General features: G+C 66.6%; 17 protein-coding genes. 15 read left to right on the top strand and 2 right to left on the bottom strand.

The features are described 5' to 3' along the window. Nucleotides 1-25 precede the first annotated feature (25 nt). The 6 genes from smc to Pla123a_RS04315 all read left to right on the top strand — a co-directional run bounded on the left by smc (nt 26) and on the right by Pla123a_RS04315 (nt 9,208). Nucleotides 26-3,655 (top strand): chromosome segregation protein SMC, encoded by a 3,630-nt coding sequence (gene smc / locus Pla123a_RS04340; protein WP_146584330.1) that lies wholly within the window; start codon nt 26-28, stop codon nt 3,653-3,655. A gap of 336 nt (nt 3,656-3,991) precedes the next feature. Beyond that, nucleotides 3,992-4,273 (top strand): hypothetical protein, encoded by a 282-nt coding sequence (locus Pla123a_RS04335; RefSeq protein WP_146584329.1) that lies wholly within the window; start codon nt 3,992-3,994, stop codon nt 4,271-4,273. Between the two features lie 117 nt (nt 4,274-4,390). Further along, nucleotides 4,391-4,672 carry a hypothetical protein gene (locus Pla123a_RS04330; protein ID WP_146584328.1) on the top strand — a complete coding sequence of 94 codons (282 nt, stop codon included), beginning with the start codon at nt 4,391-4,393 and terminating at the stop codon, nt 4,670-4,672. 123 nt (nt 4,673-4,795) lie between these two features. Further along, nucleotides 4,796-5,275 carry a hypothetical protein gene (locus Pla123a_RS04325; RefSeq protein ID WP_146584327.1) on the top strand — a complete coding sequence of 160 codons (480 nt, stop codon included), beginning with the start codon at nt 4,796-4,798 and terminating at the stop codon, nt 5,273-5,275. 1,361 nt (nt 5,276-6,636) lie between these two features. Next, nucleotides 6,637-7,902, top strand: a complete 1,266-nt coding sequence (locus Pla123a_RS04320; RefSeq protein ID WP_146584326.1) for a Y-family DNA polymerase — start codon at nt 6,637-6,639, stop codon at nt 7,900-7,902. Between the two features lie 733 nt (nt 7,903-8,635). Further along, the gene (locus tag Pla123a_RS04315) at nt 8,636-9,208 is read left to right on the top strand and encodes a helix-turn-helix domain-containing protein (protein ID WP_146584325.1); all 573 of its coding nucleotides are present in this window, start codon (nt 8,636-8,638) and stop codon (nt 9,206-9,208) included. Between the two features lie 262 nt (nt 9,209-9,470). Here the strand turns inward: Pla123a_RS04315 and rpsI are convergent, their stop codons facing one another. Next, nucleotides 9,471-9,872: a 30S ribosomal protein S9 gene (gene rpsI / locus Pla123a_RS04310; RefSeq protein WP_146584324.1), complete on the bottom strand. Its 402-nt coding sequence runs from the start codon at nt 9,870-9,872 to the stop codon at nt 9,471-9,473. A gap of 61 nt (nt 9,873-9,933) precedes the next feature. Continuing rightward, nucleotides 9,934-10,416 carry a 50S ribosomal protein L13 gene (gene rplM / locus Pla123a_RS04305; RefSeq protein ID WP_146584323.1) on the bottom strand — a complete coding sequence of 161 codons (483 nt, stop codon included), beginning with the start codon at nt 10,414-10,416 and terminating at the stop codon, nt 9,934-9,936. Nucleotides 10,417-10,734: 318 nt separating this feature from the next. On the opposite strand from rplM, the gene ald reads away from it, so the two are divergent. From ald to Pla123a_RS04260, 9 genes are all read left to right on the top strand, one after another. Next, a complete protein-coding gene (gene ald / locus Pla123a_RS04300; RefSeq protein ID WP_146584322.1) occupies nt 10,735-11,844 on the top strand; it encodes an alanine dehydrogenase in 1,110 nt (369 codons plus the stop codon). A 39-nt stretch (nt 11,845-11,883) separates the two neighbouring features. Further along, nucleotides 11,884-12,906, top strand: a complete 1,023-nt coding sequence (mtnA, locus tag Pla123a_RS04295) for an S-methyl-5-thioribose-1-phosphate isomerase (protein ID WP_146584321.1) — start codon at nt 11,884-11,886, stop codon at nt 12,904-12,906. 68 nt (nt 12,907-12,974) lie between these two features. Continuing rightward, nucleotides 12,975-13,382, top strand: coding sequence for a hypothetical protein (locus Pla123a_RS04290; protein WP_146584320.1), 408 nt, complete (start codon nt 12,975-12,977; stop codon nt 13,380-13,382). 169 nt (nt 13,383-13,551) lie between these two features. Further along, a complete protein-coding gene (gene ffh, locus Pla123a_RS04285) occupies nt 13,552-15,033 on the top strand; it encodes a signal recognition particle protein (protein ID WP_146584319.1) in 1,482 nt (493 codons plus the stop codon). Nucleotides 15,034-15,039: 6 nt separating this feature from the next. After that, complete coding sequence (locus Pla123a_RS04280; RefSeq protein ID WP_146584318.1) at nt 15,040-15,804, top strand: creatininase family protein; 765 nt, start codon at nt 15,040-15,042, stop codon at nt 15,802-15,804. 48 nt (nt 15,805-15,852) lie between these two features. Continuing rightward, the gene (locus Pla123a_RS04275) at nt 15,853-17,007 is read left to right on the top strand and encodes a sialidase family protein (protein ID WP_197527665.1); all 1,155 of its coding nucleotides are present in this window, start codon (nt 15,853-15,855) and stop codon (nt 17,005-17,007) included. A 25-nt stretch (nt 17,008-17,032) separates the two neighbouring features. Then, nucleotides 17,033-17,893 carry an EcsC family protein gene (locus Pla123a_RS04270; RefSeq protein WP_146584316.1) on the top strand — a complete coding sequence of 287 codons (861 nt, stop codon included), beginning with the start codon at nt 17,033-17,035 and terminating at the stop codon, nt 17,891-17,893. Between the two features lie 138 nt (nt 17,894-18,031). Continuing rightward, nucleotides 18,032-18,670, top strand: a complete 639-nt coding sequence (locus Pla123a_RS04265) for a VPLPA-CTERM sorting domain-containing protein (protein WP_146584315.1) — start codon at nt 18,032-18,034, stop codon at nt 18,668-18,670. A gap of 1 nt (nt 18,671) precedes the next feature. Beyond that, a complete protein-coding gene (locus Pla123a_RS04260) occupies nt 18,672-19,385 on the top strand; it encodes a DUF2306 domain-containing protein (protein ID WP_197527664.1) in 714 nt (237 codons plus the stop codon). Nucleotides 19,386-19,405 lie beyond the last annotated feature (20 nt).

Below are 19,405 nucleotides of genomic sequence, written 5' to 3'. Positions count from 1 at the left end.
CAGCGCCCAACGATCAACCACTCGCATGCTCAAAGCCCTCGAACTCTACGGCTTCAAGAGCTTTGCGGACAAGACGCGGCTCGACTTCCACGCCGGCGTGACCTGCGTGGTAGGGCCGAACGGCTCGGGCAAGTCGAACGTGGTGGACGCCATCAAGTGGGTCACCGGCACGCAGAGCGCCAAGTCGCTCCGCGGCAAGGAGATGACCGACGTCATCTTCAACGGCGCCGCGCACCGCAAGCCGATGAACGCGGCCGAGGTGACGCTCGAGTTCGACAACTCCGAAAACCTGTTCGACCTGCAGTCGCCCACCGTCCGGGTGACCCGCCGGGTCTACCGCAGCGGCGAGGGCGAGTACCTGATCAACGGCTCACCGAGCCGACTGAAGGACATCCGCGGCCTGCTGGCCGGCACCGGCGTTGGGGCCGAGGCCTACAGCATCATCGAGCAGGGCCGCGTCGACGCGATGCTGAGGGCGTCGCCCAGGGAACGCCGCGGGATCTTCGAGGAGGCCGCCGGCGTCAGCCGCTTCCGACTCAAGAAGCAGGAGGCCGCCAAGCGGCTCGCCCGGGTCGAGCAGAACCTGCTCCGCCTGTCCGACATCGTGGACGAGGTCGAGGGCCGGCTCCGCCGCGTCAAGAAGCAGGCCGGCCGGGCCCAGAAGTACCGCGACTCGGCCGAGCGGCTCAAGCACCTGCGGACCATGCTCGGCATGACCGACTGGCGCTCGCTGGCCAGCCGCGAGGAACGACTGCAGCGTGAGATCACGAGCCTCCGCGAGGAGTCCGAGCAGGGCGCCGAGACCCTCGAGGAGGCAGGCGCCGAGCTGCAGCGGCTCGAGGCCCAAGGCCAACAAGCCACCCAGGCCGCGTCCGACGCCGACCGCCAGCTCGCCGACGCGCGCGAGCGGATGGGCGCCGCCCGCGCGACGATCTCGGCCGAGTCGAGCCGCGTCGCCGAGCTGCTCGGGGAGCTGACGCACAAACGCAACCGCCTGACCGGCATCCTCGCCGAGTCGGCCCAGAGCAGCGAACCCGCCTCAGTCGACCTCACCCAGCAGCTCGCCGCGGCGCGTCAGTCGCTCGCCAAGCTCTCCGCGGACCTGACGCAGCTCGAATCGAACGCGGCCGAGGCTGGCGCCCATTGGGACGAACGGCGGGCCTCGCTGACGGCGGTGCAGCAGGAGCTTCAGGCCAAGCAGTCGGAGGCAGGCGAAGTCGCCGCCGACCTCCAGAAGAGCCAGGACGAGCTCGACGCCACGGAGCGCGAACTCGAGCAGGCCACGACCGAGCTGCAGCGACTCTCCGAGCAGCTCACTACGACCACTTCCGAAAAGCAGCAGGCCGACCAGCAGGCCGCCGACACCCAGACCGACCAGGCGGCCCACGACGCCGCCCACGCCGAGCAGCAGGCGGCCACCGACGACCTGCGGCGCCGCCTCGTCGAACAGCAGCGCGCCGCGGCCGCCGGCGAGGCCCACGCCGTGAGCCTGCGGCACCAGATCCAAACCATCGAGCAGCTCGAGACCGACCTCCAGACGCTCCGCTCGAGCGTCGCCCCCCAGGCGGGCGACGCCGCGCCGCGGTGGAGCGTCGCCGGGATTGTCGCCGACCTGCTGCACGTCGACTACGACTCCGCTCCGATGGTCGAGGCCGCCCTCGGCGAGCGGGCCCACCACCTGGTGGTCGACTCCGGCGCCGAACTCCTCGCCGAGCTCGCCAGCGGCGCCGGCGCGCTGAACCGCCGGACCTCGCTCGAGCGGCTCGACTCGCTGCCGACCGCCAGCGTCGTCGACCGCATCGACCTCTCCGGCGAGCCCGGCGTGATGGGTCGCGCCGACCAGTTTGTCGAGTGCGAACCGGCCCACGCGCCGCTGGTCCGTCGGCTGCTCGGCCGGGTGTGGTTTGTCGACAACCTGGCCACCGCCGAGCGGCTCGCGGCCGGGCCGGGCCGCGGCCTGAGCTTCGTCACCTACTCGGGCGAGTCGATCACCGCCGACGGCGCGATGTGCGTCGGCCCCCGCGACGAACTCGGCAGCGGCGGCCGGGGCCTGCTGACCCGCAAGACACGGGGCGAGGAGCTCCGCGCGGAGCTCTCCGAGGTTGAGGCCGCGGTGGCCGCGGCCCACCTCGCGTCGGAGGAACTCGAGCAGGCGATCGTCGAGAGCCAGGCCGCCGAGCGGACCGCCCTCGAGCTCCGCAACCAGGCGGCCGACGCCAACGCCGAGGCCCGCCACGCGGCCCGCCGCTTCTCCGAACGCGTCGAGTCGCTGGCCGAGAAGCAGCACAAACGGCAGGCGGCCGCCGCGGCCCTCGGCCAAACCCAGGAAGCAACCAAGAGCCGACTCGCCGACCTGCGGCAAAAAGCCGACCAGATCTCCGCGGCGACAACGGAACTCACCGGGCGTGAGGCGTCGCTCAAGGCGAGTGAGGCCGAGGCGGGCAAGGCTCGCGCGACGCTCGAGCAGCAGCTGGTCGAACGCCGCGTGGAACTTGCGCGGGCCGAACAGCGGGTCGAGATCCTGCAGTCGCAGCACCAGCAGACCTCCGGCAGCCAGATCGACCGCGGCCGCGCCCGCACCGAGGCGACCGACGACGTCCGCGAGTGCCGGGCGCGGCTGGCCGAGCGCGAGCTGCGTGTGCTCGACGCAATGTCGTCGCTCAACCTGCTGACGCTGCGGGCCGAGACGCTAACCGTCACCCGCAACCGCGTGCACGCCGAGTCGGCGGACGTGAACCACCGGCGGCGGCTGATCGACAACGCCGTGCGGCAGCGGCGCGAGCAGCTCGACCAGTTCCAGGCCGAGCGTCAACGGCACGAGATCGAGCTGGCCGAGGTCCGCCACGAGCAGAACACGCTGGCCGGCCGCATGCGTGACGACTACGGCATCGACCTCTCGGCGGTCGAGCTGGACGAGGCCGACCTCGAAGAGCTCGCGGACCGCGACGCGGTGGAGCGCGAGATCGCCGCGCTCCGCGACGACGTACGCGAGGTCGGCGCGATCAACCTCGAGTCGATCGAGGAGCTCGACGACCTCGAGGCCCGCTTCAACGAGCTGTCGGCCCAGTACACGGACCTCTCCGAGGCGAAGAACTCGCTCGAGCGGCTCACGCAGCGGATCAACGTCGAGACCCGCAAAATGTTCCTGGCTACGGTCGAGGCCGTGCGGGGTGAGTTCCGCGAGCTGTTCCGCCAATTGTTCGGCGGCGGCGAGGCCGACATCGTGCTGGTCGACGGCGAGGGCGCCGACCCGCTGGACGCCGGCGTCGAGATCGCGGCCCAACCGCCCGGCAAGGAGCTGAGCAGCATCTCGCTGCTGTCGGGCGGCGAGAAGACGATGACCTGTGTGGCGCTGCTGCTCTCGCTGTTCCGCACCAAGCCGAGCCCGTTCTGCGTGCTCGACGAGGTCGACGCCGCGCTCGACGAGGCCAACATCGGCCGCTTCACCGGGGTGCTCTCGGAATTCCTCTCGTCGACGCAGTTCATTGTCATCACGCACTCCAAGAAGACGATGACCGACGCCAGCACGATGTACGGCATCACGATGCAGGAGTCGGGCGTGTCGAAGCAGGTCGCCGTCCGCTTCGAGGAGGTCGACGAAGAGGGCAACATCCGCCCGCAGCAGGCGATGGGCGGGGAGCGCAAGGCGGCTTAGGTGGCGTAGATCTGCGGAGGTCGAGTCTCTCGCAGGACGATGAAGCCTGTGCAGGGCCGGGGGTCACAAATCTGATCGCGGTTATGACAACCTCAGCGAGTCAGTTGGGTGTGAAAACGCGGCAGGAAAGCCCCTTCGACGGTAGCTGGAGGAAGCTGCTCAGCGCATATCGAAGGCTCCTTTTGCTGCCAACGCGTTCAATTCTGTATACCCCGCCGATTCTCTCCCAGTCGAGTTCGCAAACCTTGCAGGCGGCTGGTGTTACGCCGACAATGGAGCCGACTGCTTAATGGGTTAGGCAGAATCGCTTCTGTCCATTTATTGTTAGGCCAACAAGTGAAGCCCGAAGACCTAATCGATCAAGTGAACGACCGCGATTCCTTCATTGCGTTCGTCAACGCACTGGCCGAAGAACGTGAAGACGCCGCGCGTATCGAAAAGGAGAACCCGGATACATACGTCTTGGACGGCGCTCACAACTGGAAGAACGCAGACATCGCGTCCTATCTTTGGGCGTGTTTAGACTACTTCACTGACAAGCCGCTTCACAAACCCGATGCAGAGCCGAATTGGCGTATGTTCGCAGAGTTCCTCTGGTGCGGCAAAATCATCGAATAGGCAGGCCTAACCACCGGCTGCAGTTGACCGGCGACGCCCGCGAGTAGAATGGTGGGGTCGGTTTGGAGCCTGCTCTCCGCGGGCGGCCGGCAACTGAGCCTTTTACGTTAGCCCGACATGGCAACTCCATCGCTCCGAAAGCTATGGGCTCAAATCGAGGGTGATTTGAGACGAGCGGAACAACTACTCCCCTCGTCCGCGGCGAACCACAATTCAGTTGTTGAGTACCGGACTTACCTCGATCATAATGAGCTCGAACTGGCTTGCGACATGCTGGAACACTACGCCGAAGAGCATCAGGTCAACGATGCTTTTTGGCTAGCTCTAGCCGATGCCGCTGATAAGATGGAGCTCACTGATCGCGCCGCTTACTATCGCTCAGAGGCGGGTGCGGGCTAACCAACCGCTGCAATTGACGAGCGACGCCCGCGACTGAATGATCCCATCGAGCCGTCGGTCTCCCCCGCGGGCGGCTCGCAACTGAGCGGGGAGACGGTTACCCGACAGGATTGGCTCGCGATCGTGAAACCCGGTGACATCATCACGGCCATTGCAACAGAGGTCACGGTTTACGGCATCCACTGCGTCACCGAGGAAGCGAAGCCTGGACTGCTCCTGATTCCATACATTTCGTGGATTCCCTGCTTTAATTCGTGCGAACAGTTCGCCGACCCCGGTGACAAAATTGAAGCTGCCGTTCGATTCGTCGATAATCAATCCGGCAAGATTGCGTTGACGCATTGCGAAATGTTCGACGACCCCTGGGCATCCAATCAAATCACCATTGGCTCACGCTTTGATGCAACCGCTATTCGCCACGTCGAATCGTCCGACCGTTGCGGCGACAAACCGGCATTGCTGGTGCGGCTCATCCCCGGTTCGTATGCTATGCTGTGTGGTGAGCATTCGGAAATAAACCTCGGTGCCGTGGTTCCGGTTACTGTGTCCGAAGTGAACGAACAGACACGCTCAATATCCCTGTCACAAACAAAGAGCGGGTAACAATGCCGTGCAGCGGAGTACGGCATCAGGCGTTTTGAAATGGAAAATCAATCGGCCGTACCCGCTGACGGCAGGCGTTAGGCGGATCGTCGACAGCCCGTCAACTAACTGCGGTGTGCCCAACCTCGGCGACTTTGAGCCAGTTCTTTGACGCACCGGCCTGATACTCCTGCACACCGTTGCGACGCCGAGGTCCGCTGCGACTCGCTCGCCTCTTGTCGCAAGCGACCCCGACTATCGCCCGATTGATTTCGCCCAGCAGGCCGAATCTATCGCGGGCGAAAGTCGCTGCCACACGCGGCTCCGCTTCCCACGCCGCCGGCTGTTCGGCTCGTAGCCCCCCGCTCTGCGGGGGGATCGGTTTGCCTCGGCAGCGCGGTCCGCGTCGCTGTCGAGCTAGACTCGGAAGATCATCCGGCGGAGCCGGGGGCTACGAGGTGAATCTAGATTCGAGGCCCTCCCAGCGTTCTACGGGGTTCGTCGACGTAAAACTCATACGCCCACACGGGTAGCGGCGACAGTCGTTCGCAGGGCGGCTTGGCAGCGTGCGTGCTCGTTCGAACGATTGTCGGCGGGCGTAGCCCAAGAGGCGTTGCCGGACCGGAGTTCGCTTGGGCGTCGATCGCCTGTAATCGCAAGCGACACCGACTATCGCACGATGGATGCTCGTTAGCGGGCGAGCGGTTCGCGTGCGACTGTCGGGGCTACGCGCTCAACGCCGAGCGAGCATGCAGAAGGTTCGTGCCTTGTAGGGCATGCCGATCCGCTGACTTGCGTAGTCATTTAGCACGGCTGGCTACACAGGGGGGGGTGCCGGGGGCGCTCCGCGGTAGCGGAAGCCCCCGACGGTCCGCCAGCCGCGGGCGGTACGTCGTCGGGGGCTTCCCTGCGGGAGCGCCCCCGGCGCCCGCGTTGCGTCTCAGTAGCCGATGGATTGCATCCATCGGAGGCCACTGTCTAAGGGTCTGCCGTTTGGGCTTGCTCAACACCGGGTTCTTCCGACGGATGTAATCCGTCGGCTATGGAGGGCAGGCCCTGGCCCGCTGATTTCTTGCTTTTGCTCCAAGATTGTGGTGGCAAACGGCCCGTCGGCACGATCTAATCGGGTAGTGTTCATTCGTTCACACCCACCCCCGGCCTGCGCTACCGGTGCGCGCGGGCCGCGGTGGCGCTGGCGGGCGGGTGGAGGCCCCGCCGGAAAACGCCCGGGACAAAACCCCGCCCCGTATTCGCAGGACGTTGCGGCAATGAGTTGGCAGCAAAGCACTTAGCGGAAACAGGGCGGAGATGCGCCTGGGGTTTTGTCCCCTCCAATCGTTTTTTCGGACTTAACGAACCGGACGTCATCTAAAGGAGCCTGGATGGCAACCACGCGCTGGCTCTACCTCGACATGAACGCGTTCTTCGCTTCGGCGGAGCAGCACCTGCAGCCGGAGCTGCGCGGCAGGCCGGTGGCCGTGGTCCCGACGATGACCGACCGCACCTGCTGCATTGCCGTCAGCTACGAGGCGCGGCAGTACGGCATCCGCACCGGCACCAACGTCGGGCTGGCCAAGCAGCTCTGCCCTGCCCTGCGGCTGGTCGAGGGCCGGCACGAGCAGTACGTGCAGCTGCACCACCAGATTGTCGCGGCCATTGAAACCGTGCTGCCGATCGAACGCGCGTGGTCGATCGACGAGTTTGCCTGCCGGCTCTCGCTGCATCACCGTGAGCGGGAGGCGGCGCTCGAGGTGGCCCACCGGGTGAAGGAGGCCGTGGCCACGCGGGTGGGCCCCTGCCTGCGGTGCTCGGTCGGCTTGGCGCCGAACCGTTTTCTGGCCAAGGTGGCGGCCGGGATGCGCAAGCCGGACGGCCTGACGCACCTCGGCCTGGACGACCTGCCGCACATCCTGCACCCGCTGGACCTGGGCGACCTGCCGGGCATCGGCCGCCAGATGCGGCGGCGGCTCGAGCGGTACGGGGTGCAGACGGTGCGGCAGCTCTGCGCGACGCCGCCGGAAACCATGCGGCTCATCTGGCGCAGCAAGGTAGGCGATCAGTGGGCCCAGTGGCTGCGGGGCGAGGATGTCGCCGACCGGCCCACGAGCCGGGGCAGTGTCGGGCACTCGCACGTGCTGCCGCCGGAGCTGCGGACCGACGACGGCGCGCGGGCGGTGATGATCCGGCTGCTGCACAAGGCGGCGGCGCGGCTGCGTCGGCTTGGGTACACGGCCGGGCGGATCGACGTTGGGGTCAGCCAGACCGGCGACGGCCCTGACTGGCGCGGCGGGGTCAAGCTGGGCCGCGTGCAGGACACGCCGACACTGCTCAGGGCGTTCGAGACCGTGTGGGCCTCCCGCCCGCGGGACATGCAGCCGCTGAAGGCCTCGATCACGCTGCACGGCCTGACCGCTGAGCAGGGGGTTTCGATGCCGCTGTTCGCCGACCACCAGCAGGCGGTGCGGGCCTCGCGGGTGATGGACGCCGTGAACGCCGAGCTCGGGCCGACCGCGCTGTACTTCGCGGGCATGCACGAGATCCGCAACGCGGCGCCGCTGCGGATTGCCTTCACGAATATCCCGGACGTCGCGGCCGAGGGCTCGCGCGACCCCGGGCCGGTCGCGGCCCCGCGCGGCGACCTTCCGTAGCCGCCCCTGGCAGGCGGGCCCGCGTCGCGGCGTGGGCGCCGGCTGGGCCCGCTCAATCCGTAGAATTACTGCTGAAAGACTCACGCTCGCGTCACGCGCAACCGTGGCGATCGGAACAACCGGTCGACTCCCCCCCACTCGAGAAACTTTCTCAAGTGGGCCCCCCCGGAATAACGAAACTAGGTATCGGACGGGTGGCTCCGGACAGACACCTTGCGTCGAAGACGCGGGGCGTCCCGAAAGAGCCGCTCGCAGGGGGGAGCCTGCCAAACCGTCCCACCGGTAACGCTACCGCTGCTAGTGCGCACCCCGCGCCACAGTGGAGTGTCTGTAAGGTTCCTTCATTTGTTTCCCGACTCGGCTGGAGCTGCGCCGCCACGGCGCGACCCACAGCAGGGTGGGGTTGGGCGTCTTGGAGGGATTGCCCGGCGCTGACTGCGTCGAGTCTTCCTTCCGCGACGGTTTTTCCCAATCCTCCGTGCTGGCGCCTGCCGAATCGTGATAGAGAGAGGTTGTGGATCAGAAGGACCTGTCCCCACCTGAAGCGGCTTCAACATTGTGTAACAGCCCCGACCCAGACACGTGCGACCGGCTGGCGCTAGCCGCCGGAGCAGGGATTGCTCGCGAATAAGCGGGTGCGCACGTGAGGGGCGATAGACGGCTCTGGACTTTGACGCCCACAAAGCGTTCAGAGCCGAGCGAACAAACAGCAAGACGAGAATTGGAGAGCCCGATGAAGGTCTTCACTACTGGTCAGGTCGCAAAGATCTGTAAAGTGGCCCCCCGCACGGTCAGTAAATGGTTTGATTCGGGTCGCCTTAAGGGCTACCGGATCCCCGGTTCACAGGACCGCCGCATCCCCCGCGAGTATTTGATTAAGTTCCTCAAGGAGCACGGCATGCCGCTGGGCGACCTTGAGGACGAGGCGATGGCCAAGGTGCTCATCGTCGCTCAGGACCAGGTCCTGATCGAGAACCTCAAGCGTGAGCTGCCCGCCGAAAGGTCGTTCCGCACCTCCACCGCCGCCAGCGGTTTCGAGGCCGGGATCCAGTCCGAGAGCTTCCACCCGGACTGCATCATCGTCGACTTCTCGATCGGTCATGTCGAGGCGCTGCAGATCTGCCAGAACCTGCGTCGCAACACCGACTTCAGCGAGACGATCTTGATCGCCCTGCTGCCGGACGACGGTTCGTCGATGAGCTTCGACCGCTCGACCATCAACGAGACCTTCAAGAAGCCGTTCGACGCGGCCCTCTTGGCGGAGCGTCTGCGGACCCTGATCGGGGCCCGCAAAGAGTTGGTCTAAGCCTCACGAGCTTGACGTTCAGCCCGCTTCCTGAACTCAACTCGGGGCGGATTACATAGAACAGGGACGGCCGAAGGACTCGGCCGGCTGACCTCCCGACGGGGTCCCGTCTGTCGGGTTGTGCAGTTCCCAAACGAAAAGGCCCGGTCGTATGACCGGGCCTTTTTGTGTTGGGGGGGCTCTTTGCGCTGCTCGGCGGTTGCTCTGGGCGGGCGTCCTGGCGGGCGCCGTCCACAGGGCGGTCCTGCAGCTGCTCCAGGCGTTAACGCTTGGAGAACTGGGTGCCGCGGCGGGCGCCGTGCAGACCGGGCTTCTTGCGTTCCTTCATGCGGCTGTCGCGGGTCAGGTACGCGCCCTCACGCAGCTTCTCGTTGAGGTCGGAGTCGTACTTGAGCAGCGCCCGGGCGATGCCCTGCATGCAGGCCCCGGCCTGGCCGGTGTTGCCGCCGCCGTGGCAGAGGATGATCACGTCGACCGAGTCCTTCAGCTCGCACTGGGTCAGCGGAGCAAGCACCGCGTTGCGGTCCTGCTGGACCGGGAAGTACTCTTCCATCTCGCGCTTGTTGATGGTGATCTTCCCAGAGCCGGGGCGGATGCGGACGCGGGCCACGCTGGTCTTGCGGCGGCCGGTTCCCAGGGCGTCCTTCTCGGTGGCGGTGCTCATGTGCTGGTAGCTAGTTGGTGGTGTGTGGTGGAGTGGTCAGCCGTCAGGCTGTCGCGGTGTGTTAGCTGTCGGACTTGCCGCAGCGGCTCGCGCCCTTGCCGCCAAGGACCACCTTCTCGGGGGCCTGGGCTTGGTGCGGGTGATCGGGGCCGGCGTAGACCTTCAGCTTCGCCAGCATCTTCGAGGCGAGCTTGTTCTTCGGCAGCATGCGACGCACCGCCTCGGTGAGGATCATCTCCGGCTTGCGGTCCAACCTGTCGCCCGCGGTGATCGACCGCTGGCGGGTGTAGCCCGTGTACCAGGTGTACTTCTTCTGGTCCCACTTGTTGCCGGTGAACTTGATCTTCTCGGCGTTCACCACGACGACAAAGTCGCCGGTGTCGCAGTGCGGGGTGTACGTGGGGCGGTGCTTGCCCATCAGGATCACGGCGATATCGCTCGCCAGACGGCCCACAATCTGGTCCTCGGCGTCGACGAGCAGCCACTTCCGCTCGATCTCGCCCGATTCCAGGAGTCCGGCGTTGGCCATGAACGTCTTTTGCATCGGTATGTCCGTCTTCGTCAGCACGGGTTCGTCGGTCTCAAGCCCGCCAGGGGTGAATCCCCTCCTGCGGACCTCGTGTACACGAGAATTCGGCAGTTTACTGGTCACGAGCGGCCCGCACAAGGCCTAAGCCCCCGCTGGCCGCCGGTATTTGCGACCGCCGGATAGCCGCGTGATTCGGTTCTCCGGGATGGCCCGGCCTGCGCTATTGAGTAAATGATGCGCAGACCGCGCCGGGCCGCCTTACCCGCCTGTCGGGGTGGTCTTAGAATCGCAGGATCCCCCGCCAAACCCGCCCCCTGCCTGGAGTTAGCCGCCATGATCATTGGCGTCCCCCGCGAGATCAAGAAAGACGAGTACCGCATCGCCATGCTGCCGGTCGGAGCCGAGGAGCTGACCCGACGCGGCCATCAGGTGCTGATCGAGTCGGGCGGCGGCCTCGGGTCCGGCCTGCCGGACGAGGCCTACCTCGCCGCCGGGGCCGAGATGGTGGAGAACCGCGAGGAGATCTTCGCCCGCGCGGACATGATCGTGAAGGTCAAGGAGCCCCAGCCGGACGAGTGGCCGCTGATCCGCCCGGGGCAGATCGTCTTCACCTACTTCCACTTCGCCGCCAGCCGCGAGCTGACCGAGGCGATGGTCCATTCCAAGTCGACCTGCGTCGCCTACGAGACGCTCCGCGACCGCGAGGGCCGGCTGCCGCTGCTGACCCCGATGAGCGAGGTCGCCGGCCGGATGAGCGTCCAAGAAGGCGCCAAGTACCTCGAGAAGCCGCAGATGGGCCGCGGCATCCTGCTCGGCGGCGTGCCGGGCGTTGCGCCGGCGTGGATCACGATCCTCGGCGGCGGCGTGGTCGGGGCGAACGCCGCCAAGATCGCCGCCGGTTTTGGGGCGAACGTCTCGCTGCTGGACATCAACATGGACCGGCTACGGTACCTCGACGACATCATGCCGCCGAACGTCGACGTCTTGTTCAGTGATCGCCACACCATCCGCAAGCAGCTCGAGCGGGCCGACCTGGTGGTTGGCGCGGTGCTGATCCCCGGCGCCAAGGCGCCGATGCTGGTCGAGGAGGAGGACCTCAAGATTATGCAGCCCGGCGCGGTGATCTGCGACGTCGCGATCGACCAGGGCGGCTGCATCGCCACCAGCAAACCGACCACCCACAGCGAGCCGACCTACATGGTCAATGACGTGCTGCACTACTGCGTCGCGAACATGCCGGGCGCGGTCGGCCGTACCAGCACGTTCGCCCTCTGCAACGTCACGCTGCCGTGGGCGATCAAGATCGCCGAGCACGGCGTCGAGACCGCCGCGGTGAAGAGCCCCGAGCTGGCCAGCGCCGTCAACATCTTTAACGGCGAGGTCACCAACCGCCCGGTCGCCGATACCTTCGACCTCGAGTACTCGACCCGGTTTGACCAGTAGGGCCCAGCGATCCGCCCGCCGACCCGTTATATTGCCCCGATGGCCAACACTATCGAATGGATCGGCGACGCCGGCGGCTTCCTGCGGCTGCTCGACCAGACCAAACTCCCTACGGAAACCACGTACCTCGACTGCCGCACCGTCGAGGACGTGTGGCAGGCGATCAAGCGGCTGAGCGTCCGCGGCGCGCCGGCGATTGGTGTGTCGGCGGCATACGGGGTTTGCCTGGATGCTGGTTCCAAAGAGTCGGCGCTGGCGGCGTGCGACTACTTGGCGACCAGCCGCCCGACCGCGGTCAACCTGTTCTGGGCCCTCGACCGAATCCGGCACGCGATTGAGAAGCATGAAGCGTCGCGACTTGTCGCGTCCCTGCTCGAAGAAGCCAAGGCGATCCACGCCGAGGATCACGACCTCTGCGCCGCGATCGGCCGCCACGGCGCCGACGCGTTGGCGGACCTGCCCACCGGCGCCGGCGTCCTGACGCACTGCAACACCGGCGCGCTCGCCACTGGCGGCGACGGCACCGCGCTGGCCGTGATCCTCGAGCTGCACCGCCGCGGCCACGAGCCCAAGGTCTACGCCGACGAGACCCGCCCCCTGCTGCAGGGCGCCCGGCTCACGATGTGGGAGCTGATGGAGCGCGGCGTCGACGCCACGCTGATCACCGACTCGATGAACGCCCAGGTGATGCGGGAGGGCAGGGTAGGGGCCGTGATCGTCGGCGCCGACCGGATCGCCGCCAACGGCGACGCCGCCAACAAGATCGGCACCTACGCGGCCGCTATCGCCGCCCGCTACCACAAGGTGCCGTTCTATGTCGCCGCGCCGTCGACGACGTTCGACCTGACGCTCACCTCGGGCGACCAGATCCCGATCGAGCAGCGCGCCGACGAGGAGATCACCTGCGGCTTCGGCAAACAAACCGCCCCCGTCGGCGCCAAGACCTACAACCCCGCCTTCGACGTCACGCCGGCCGAGCTGATCACCGGCATCGTCACCGAACGGGGCGTGTTCAAGCCGGGCGAGGTCGCGGCGGCCTTGTCGTCAGCGCAAGCCAAATAGCCGACGGATTACATCCGTCGGAGAATCACTAGTCGGTACTCCCAGTACCTCGTTTACCTCCGCGCCGAATGGCTGACACCCCCGAACCGCCGAATGGTCTCGAGCAGTTGCGACGCGTGCTCCTACGCTTCGCAACCGACGAGCCATTTGCGGCGACAATCGATGGGATATCCGGCATGGCGTCGCCGTTCGGCGGTGCTTCGGTCGCGGACGACGCCGAGCGGGCCATGGCCGTGATCGACGCAATGACGACGGAGGAGCGTCGGTCACCGGAAATAGCGACTCAGCGACGGCGTGGAGAGATTGCCGTAACCGCGGGAGTGGCGGTCGATCTTGTCGACTCGGTGCTGGAGTTCGCTGCTCGGCTTTCGGATCAGGCCGACAGCCTTCGGACGACTCGATGGGGGTCGTGCGAGCCGAGAGATCTGTTCTCGCCTCCTCCCGAGCCGCCTGCCCCCTGGAATCCGCGGGGCTAAGTGCTCCAGCAGTTTCTCCGGCGGCCGTAGGCCGCCGACTATTGTCCTCCCTGTGCTTGCAGCGGCTTCGCTGAGGGCCTTCTCCTGTCGACTCCCGCGGGAATCGGCTACATTGGAGGTTTCGCGGCACGCCCCTCGTCTCACCTAAGCTCCCTGCGTTTAACGACTTATGTTCGAAAACCTGCAAGACGGCCTCTCATCTGCCCTGAAATCTCTCAGCGGCAAAGGGAAGCTTTCCGAATCGAACATGCGGGACGGCCTGAAGCTGGTCGAGCGCTCGCTGCTGGAAGCCGACGTCAGCTACGAGGTGGTCCGCACGTTCATGAAGAACGTGACCGAGGTCGCGGTCGGCGAGAAGGTGCTCAAGTCGCTCAACCCGAGCCAGCAGATCGTCGGCACCGTGCACCAGGAGCTCATCAACCTGATGGGCCCGGTCGACCACTCGCTGCACCTCAAGGGGCCGGGCGAGGTGACCGTGCTGATGATGTGCGGCCTGCAGGGCTCCGGCAAGACGACCAGCTGCGGCAAGCTCGGTCGGATGCTCAAGCAGCGGGGGCGCAAGCCGCTGCTGGTGGCGGCCGACCTGCAGCGTCCCGCGGCGATCGACCAGCTGCACGTGCTGGGCGAGCAGCTCGACATCCCGGTGTACTCCGAGCGCGGCGAGCAGGACCCGGTCAAGGTCTGCAACAACGCGGTGAAGCAGGCCAAGAAGCTCGGCGCCGACACCGTCATCCTCGACACGGCGGGCCGGCTGCACATCGACGACGAGCTGATGGGCCAGCTCGAGCGGATCGATAAGCAGTGCAACCCTGAGCAGATCTACCTGGTCTGCGACGGCATGACCGGCCAGGACGCGGTGAACAGCGCCCAGGCGTTCAACCAGGCGCTCGAGATCGACGGCGTCATCATGACCAAGCTCGACGGCGACGCCCGCGGCGGCGCGGCGCTCTCGGTCAAGCAGGTGACCGGCGTGCCGATCAAGTTCATCGGCACCGGCGAGCACCTCGACGCGCTCGAAGAGTTCCACCCCGACCGGATGGCGGGTCGGATCCTCGGCCAGGGCGACATCCTCTCGCTGGTCGAGAAGGCGCAGGCCGAGTTCGACGAAGACGAGATGAAGGCCCAGGAGGAGCGGCTCGCCAAGGGCGAGTTCACCCTCGACGACTTCAAGAAGCAGCTCAAGCAGATCACACGGCTCGGCCCGCTGCGCAAGGTGATGGGCATGATCCCCGGCATGGGGGGCATGCTCGACAGCCTCGGCGACGTCGACCCCGAGAACGACATGAAGCAGCTGTTCGGCATCATCGACTCGATGACGCCGGCCGAGAAACGCGACCCGAAGCTCATCGACCAGAGCCGCCGCCGCCGCATCGCGGCCGGCTCGGGCGTCGAGCCCCATCAGGTGAACGAGCTGGTCAAGATGTTCGAGCCCATGAGCCAGATGATGAAGGCCATGGCGGGCAAGGGCATGAAGGACCGCATGAAGATGTTCAACCAGATCAAGGGCGACATGATGCAGAACCCGGCCGGCGCCCTGACGCGGAAGAAGCAGGGCACCGGCAAGCGGCTGTCGGCCAAGGACAAGGCGACCGCCAAGAAGGAGCGTGAGAAGATGCTCAAGAAGCTCCGCAAGCAGAAGAAGAAGCGTTAGCCAGCCATGCCCGCCCGCCCCTACGTCCTGGCCGAGTGCACGCTGCCGATGGTCCGCGAGGCGGGCTTCCGGGTGGCCGTGCTGCCGTGGGGCGCGACCGAGCCCCATAACTACCATCTCCCCTACGCGACCGACAACTACGAGGCCGGCGCCCTCGCCACCGAGTCGGCCCGCCGCGCGTGGGAGCGGGGCGCCAGGGTCGCCGTGCTGCCCGGCGTGCCGTTCGGCGTTAACACGCAGCAGCTCGACCTGCCGCTGACCATCAACATGAACCCGTCGACCCAGGCGCTGGTTCTCCGCGATGTGGTCGACAGCCTGGCGGGGCAGGGCATAGCGAACCTGGTGGTGCTGAACTTCCACGGCGGCAACCACTTCAACCAGATGATCCGGGAGCTGCAGGCCAGGACCGAGGTCTTCCTGTGCGTGGTGAACGGCTTCGCGGTTGTGCCCCGCGACGGGTACTTCGACCAGCCGGGCGACCACGCCGACGAGCTCGAGACCAGCCTCATGCTGCACCTCGAATCGGAGTTGGTGCGGCCGCTTGCCGAGGCCGGGGACGGCGCCGCCCGCCAGTGGCGCCTCACCGCCTTCCGCGAGAAATGGGCCTGGGCACCGCGGCAGTGGACCGAGGTCACCGCCGACACCGGCGTCGGCGACCCCGCGGCCGCAACCGCCGACAAGGGCGCCCGCTACTTCGACGCCGTCGCGGCCAAGGTTGCCGACTTCTTGGTTGACTTGGCCGCCGCCGACCCGAAGGATAGATACGAGTAGCTCGTTTCGACTCCTCTTCGTCCCGCTCAATCCACGCTGGAGTCCGCCGTGCCTGTGACTAGGTTGCTCGCCGCCACCCAGCTCCTCGCGCTGACCGCCGTCATCCCCATCGGCGCCGCCGAGCCCAGCGCCACAGAAGGGCCCAGCACCACAACCGTCTACCGCGCCGGGCAAGACGGCTATCACACCTACCGGATCCCGACGCTGATCCGGGCCACGAACGGCGATCTGCTCGCCTTCGCCGAAGGCCGCAAGAACGGCCAGGCCGACGACGGCGACATCGACATCGTCCTCAAACGCAGCTCCGATGGCGGCACTTCCTGGAGCGACCAGCAGGTGCTCCAGGACGAGTGGGACGCCCCCACCTCGGACGTGTTCTTTGGCAACCCTACGCCGGTTGTTGATTCTTCCGACCCAGACCACCCCGGCCGGGTCTGGTTGGTTTTCACCCGCAACGCCCAACGCTTCTTCACCAGTCATTCCGACGACCACGGCAGGACGTGGTCCGACCGCTTCGAGATCACGCCGCAGGTCGCCGACCCCGACTGGAAATGGTGTGTCCCCGGTCCGGTGCACGCCATCCAGCTGACCAGCGGCCCGCGTGCCGGCCGGCTGGTCATCCCCTGCGACCACCGCAGCCGCTCCACCGACGGCTGGGGGTCCCACCTGATTTACAGCGACGACCACGGCCAGTCGTGGCAGATCGGCGCCCGCGAGACGACCGAACTCTCCTCGCCTCTGCACCCCAACGAGTGCTTCGCCCTCGAACTCCCCGACGGCCGCCTGTACATCAATACGCGCGACCAGCACGGCTCCGACCCGGCCACCCGGGCTGTGACCTACAGCGAAGACGCCGGCGATTCCTTTGTCGGCCCCTTCCAACCCGATCGCTTACTCCGCTCGCCGGTCGTGCAGAACTCGGCGATCACGCTCCAGGATGACGACGGGCCGCTGATCCTGTACTCCGGCCCATCCCACGCCAATAAACGCGTCGGGCTGATGCTGCGCATCAGCCGCGACAACGGGGCGAGTTGGAGCCGGCACTGCGTTATCTCCCCCGGCACGGCCGCTTACTCGGACCTCACGCCGCTCGACAACAACCGCGTCGGCCTCATCTACGAGACCGGCGAGTCGCTCTACGACGAGATCGTCTTCTGCTCGTTCGAACTCTCCGAATTGGAGTGGGCGGACGGGGCGTACTAGCCACCTACACCGGCCGAAAAACCGCATGGACGAATCCTCCGAGCCGCAGCTCCCCGCCCGCCAGCTCCCGACGCACCAGCTCCCGGACTACGTGCTCAAGGAGCTCGCCGAGGCCCGCGAGATCCTCGAGCACCGCGGCATCGCCGACCGGCTGACCGAGATGCTTGGCGCGCCGATCACCGCGTCGATCAAGATGCTGCCCGACTCGGCCGAGAAGGCGATCTACGGGGCGGTCGACAAGTCGCTCTCGCTGGCGCTCGACTTCGCGGTCAACACGCTCGGCGACAAGGACCCCGTGGCACCGAAGCCACGACTGTTCTCCCACAAACTGATGGCCGGCCTCAGCGGAGCCGCGGGCGGTGCGTTCGGCGGCGCGACCATCGCCGCCGAGCTGCCGTTCTCGACCGTGCTGATCCTCCGCAGCGTCGCGGACATCGCCAGGAGCCTCGGCGAGGACCTCACCGACATGGAGTCCCGCCTGGCCTGCCTCGAGGTGTTCGCCCTCGACCCGGGCCACTCGCCCGGCAAGTCCAGCAACGTCGAGGACGACACCGAGATCGGCTACCTGGCGGTCCGCCTGGCGATGGGCCGGCAGATCCACGAGGCGTCGCAGCACGTCGTGAAGCACGGCCTGACGAACAAGGCGGCGCCGCCGTTGGTGCAGTTCATCTCTACTATCGGCAAGCGGTTCGGCGTGGTGGTGAGCGAGAAGCTCGCCGCCCAGGCGATCCCGGTCATCGGCGCGGTAGGCGGCGCGCTGATCAACACCTACTTCATCGACCACTACCAGAACCTGGCCCGTGCGCATTTCACGATCCGCCGACTCGAGCGCGAGCACGGCGCCGCGTTGATCCAGGCCGCCTACCGCTCGCTGCCGCGGAAGTAGCAGCGGCCGTCGCTACGGCCCTCTGCCGCGTGGACTCCGGAGCGCCCCGCCCCGCAAAGATTGGCGCGTGCGTGCGTCCAGCTTAACATAGAAGTCTGCGACCCTCACCTGCCACCGGCCCCATCGAAGACGTGTCTCATGAACCGCACCCTATCGCTCTCCGTGCTCTCGTCGCTCCTGTCTGCCACGGCGGTGGTCGCCTCCGCTGCCGCGGCGCCCGTCTACCTCAACCAAGACAATATGACCGTAGTGGTCGGGCCCGGGACATCGAGCGGGACTTTTCACAACACGTTCAACAGCGGCGCGACCATCACCAAGGTGATCGACGCCCCGTCGGCCGATGCAGAAGAATTCCACGATCAATCGACCCACATCTGGTTCACTGCCGATGACGTCGGCGGCGGGCTGGAGCTGGTCTTCGAATTCGACGCCTCCTACGACATCGACACGCTGCACTTCTGGAACTACACCAGCGAGGGCTACGACGTCGACAACGTCGATTTCTTCTTCTTCAACGCCGGCGGCGCACAGGTCGGCGCCTTGTCGGTGCAGCCCGACCTCGGTTCAAGCGGTGGCATCGAGGCCCAAGACATCGCGCTCGCAGCGCCGCTGAACGTCAAGTCGGTCACGGCATTCTTAACCGGCAGCAACCGTGAGGTCGATTTCCAGAACATCGGCTTCTCGGCGGAGCTGTCGCAGGTCCCGAGCCCCGCCGCTAGCGGTCTGCTGCTTGCCGGGTTGATCACCGCCACGGGCCGCCGTCGGTCGCGTGGCTGACGTGAACGGCCAACGAGCGACAACGCACGCCACCGCGACCTCGCTGGCGTTGCTCGCCGCCTGGCTTGTCTGCCAGACGACCGTGCGGATCGTGCTTGGCTACGGCGACTACTTCCCGCCGAACTTCCGCAGCGACTTCCTGCTGGGGCGTGAGGGCACGTTCTTCGGCGGCTATCAGTGGGCGTTCTACGCGCACATCGTGTCGGGCCCATTCTGCCTGTCGAGCGGGCTGGCGTTGCTCTTCGAACGAGCATGGGCTCCGCGGCGTCGGCTGCACCGGCTAGTCGGCAAGGCCCATATGATTGGGTTGCTCTTCGTCATGGCGCCGAGCGGCCTGTGGATGTCGGCCTACGCCGCGACCGGCCGCGTCGCGGGCTTCGCGTTTGCGGTGCAAGCGGTGCTGACGGCGGCGTTCGCTCTGCTCGGCTGGCGGTCGGCGGTGCGGCGTGAGTTCAGTACGCACCGGATTTGGATGCAGCGGACCTTCGCGATGCTCACCGCGGCGGTCGTGCTGCGGCTGATCGGCGGGGCGAGCGAGGTGCTCGGCCTCGAGGGGGTGTACCCCTACTCGGCCTGGGCGAGCTGGCTGCTGCCGCTGGGCAGCCTCGAGATCGCCCGCTGGGTATCGAGTCCAATGGCGCCCGGGACGCTCCGCGCCAGCGGGAGCCCACGAAAAACAGCTATTTCGGGCAGTACGTCTCGGGGGATTCATTGACGGGCACGCCTTCGGCGCCC

Source organism: Posidoniimonas polymericola, assembly GCF_007859935.1.
GTDB lineage: Bacteria > Planctomycetota > Planctomycetia > Pirellulales > Lacipirellulaceae > Posidoniimonas > Posidoniimonas polymericola.
This window is presented reverse-complemented; position numbering and strand designations above follow the sequence as displayed.

What these genes read in the sequence shown, in the direction of transcription:
- smc (WP_146584330.1), top strand. Translation starts at nt 26, where the DNA reads ATGCTCAAAGCCCTCGAACTCTACGGCTTCAAGAGCTTTGCGGACAAG.
- Pla123a_RS04330 (WP_146584328.1), top strand. Translation starts at nt 4,391, where the DNA reads ATGGCAACTCCATCGCTCCGAAAGCTATGGGCTCAAATCGAGGGTGAT.
- Pla123a_RS04320 (WP_146584326.1), top strand. Translation starts at nt 6,637, where the DNA reads ATGGCAACCACGCGCTGGCTCTACCTCGACATGAACGCGTTCTTCGCT.
- Pla123a_RS04315 (WP_146584325.1), top strand. Translation starts at nt 8,636, where the DNA reads ATGAAGGTCTTCACTACTGGTCAGGTCGCAAAGATCTGTAAAGTGGCC.
- rpsI (WP_146584324.1), bottom strand. Translation starts at nt 9,872, where the DNA reads ATGAGCACCGCCACCGAGAAGGACGCCCTGGGAACCGGCCGCCGCAAG.
- rplM (WP_146584323.1), bottom strand. Translation starts at nt 10,416, where the DNA reads ATGCAAAAGACGTTCATGGCCAACGCCGGACTCCTGGAATCGGGCGAG.
- ald (WP_146584322.1), top strand. Translation starts at nt 10,735, where the DNA reads ATGATCATTGGCGTCCCCCGCGAGATCAAGAAAGACGAGTACCGCATC.
- mtnA (WP_146584321.1), top strand. Translation starts at nt 11,884, where the DNA reads ATGGCCAACACTATCGAATGGATCGGCGACGCCGGCGGCTTCCTGCGG.
- Pla123a_RS04290 (WP_146584320.1), top strand. Translation starts at nt 12,975, where the DNA reads ATGGCTGACACCCCCGAACCGCCGAATGGTCTCGAGCAGTTGCGACGC.
- ffh (WP_146584319.1), top strand. Translation starts at nt 13,552, where the DNA reads ATGTTCGAAAACCTGCAAGACGGCCTCTCATCTGCCCTGAAATCTCTC.
- Pla123a_RS04280 (WP_146584318.1), top strand. Translation starts at nt 15,040, where the DNA reads ATGCCCGCCCGCCCCTACGTCCTGGCCGAGTGCACGCTGCCGATGGTC.
- Pla123a_RS04270 (WP_146584316.1), top strand. Translation starts at nt 17,033, where the DNA reads ATGGACGAATCCTCCGAGCCGCAGCTCCCCGCCCGCCAGCTCCCGACG.
- Pla123a_RS04265 (WP_146584315.1), top strand. Translation starts at nt 18,032, where the DNA reads ATGAACCGCACCCTATCGCTCTCCGTGCTCTCGTCGCTCCTGTCTGCC.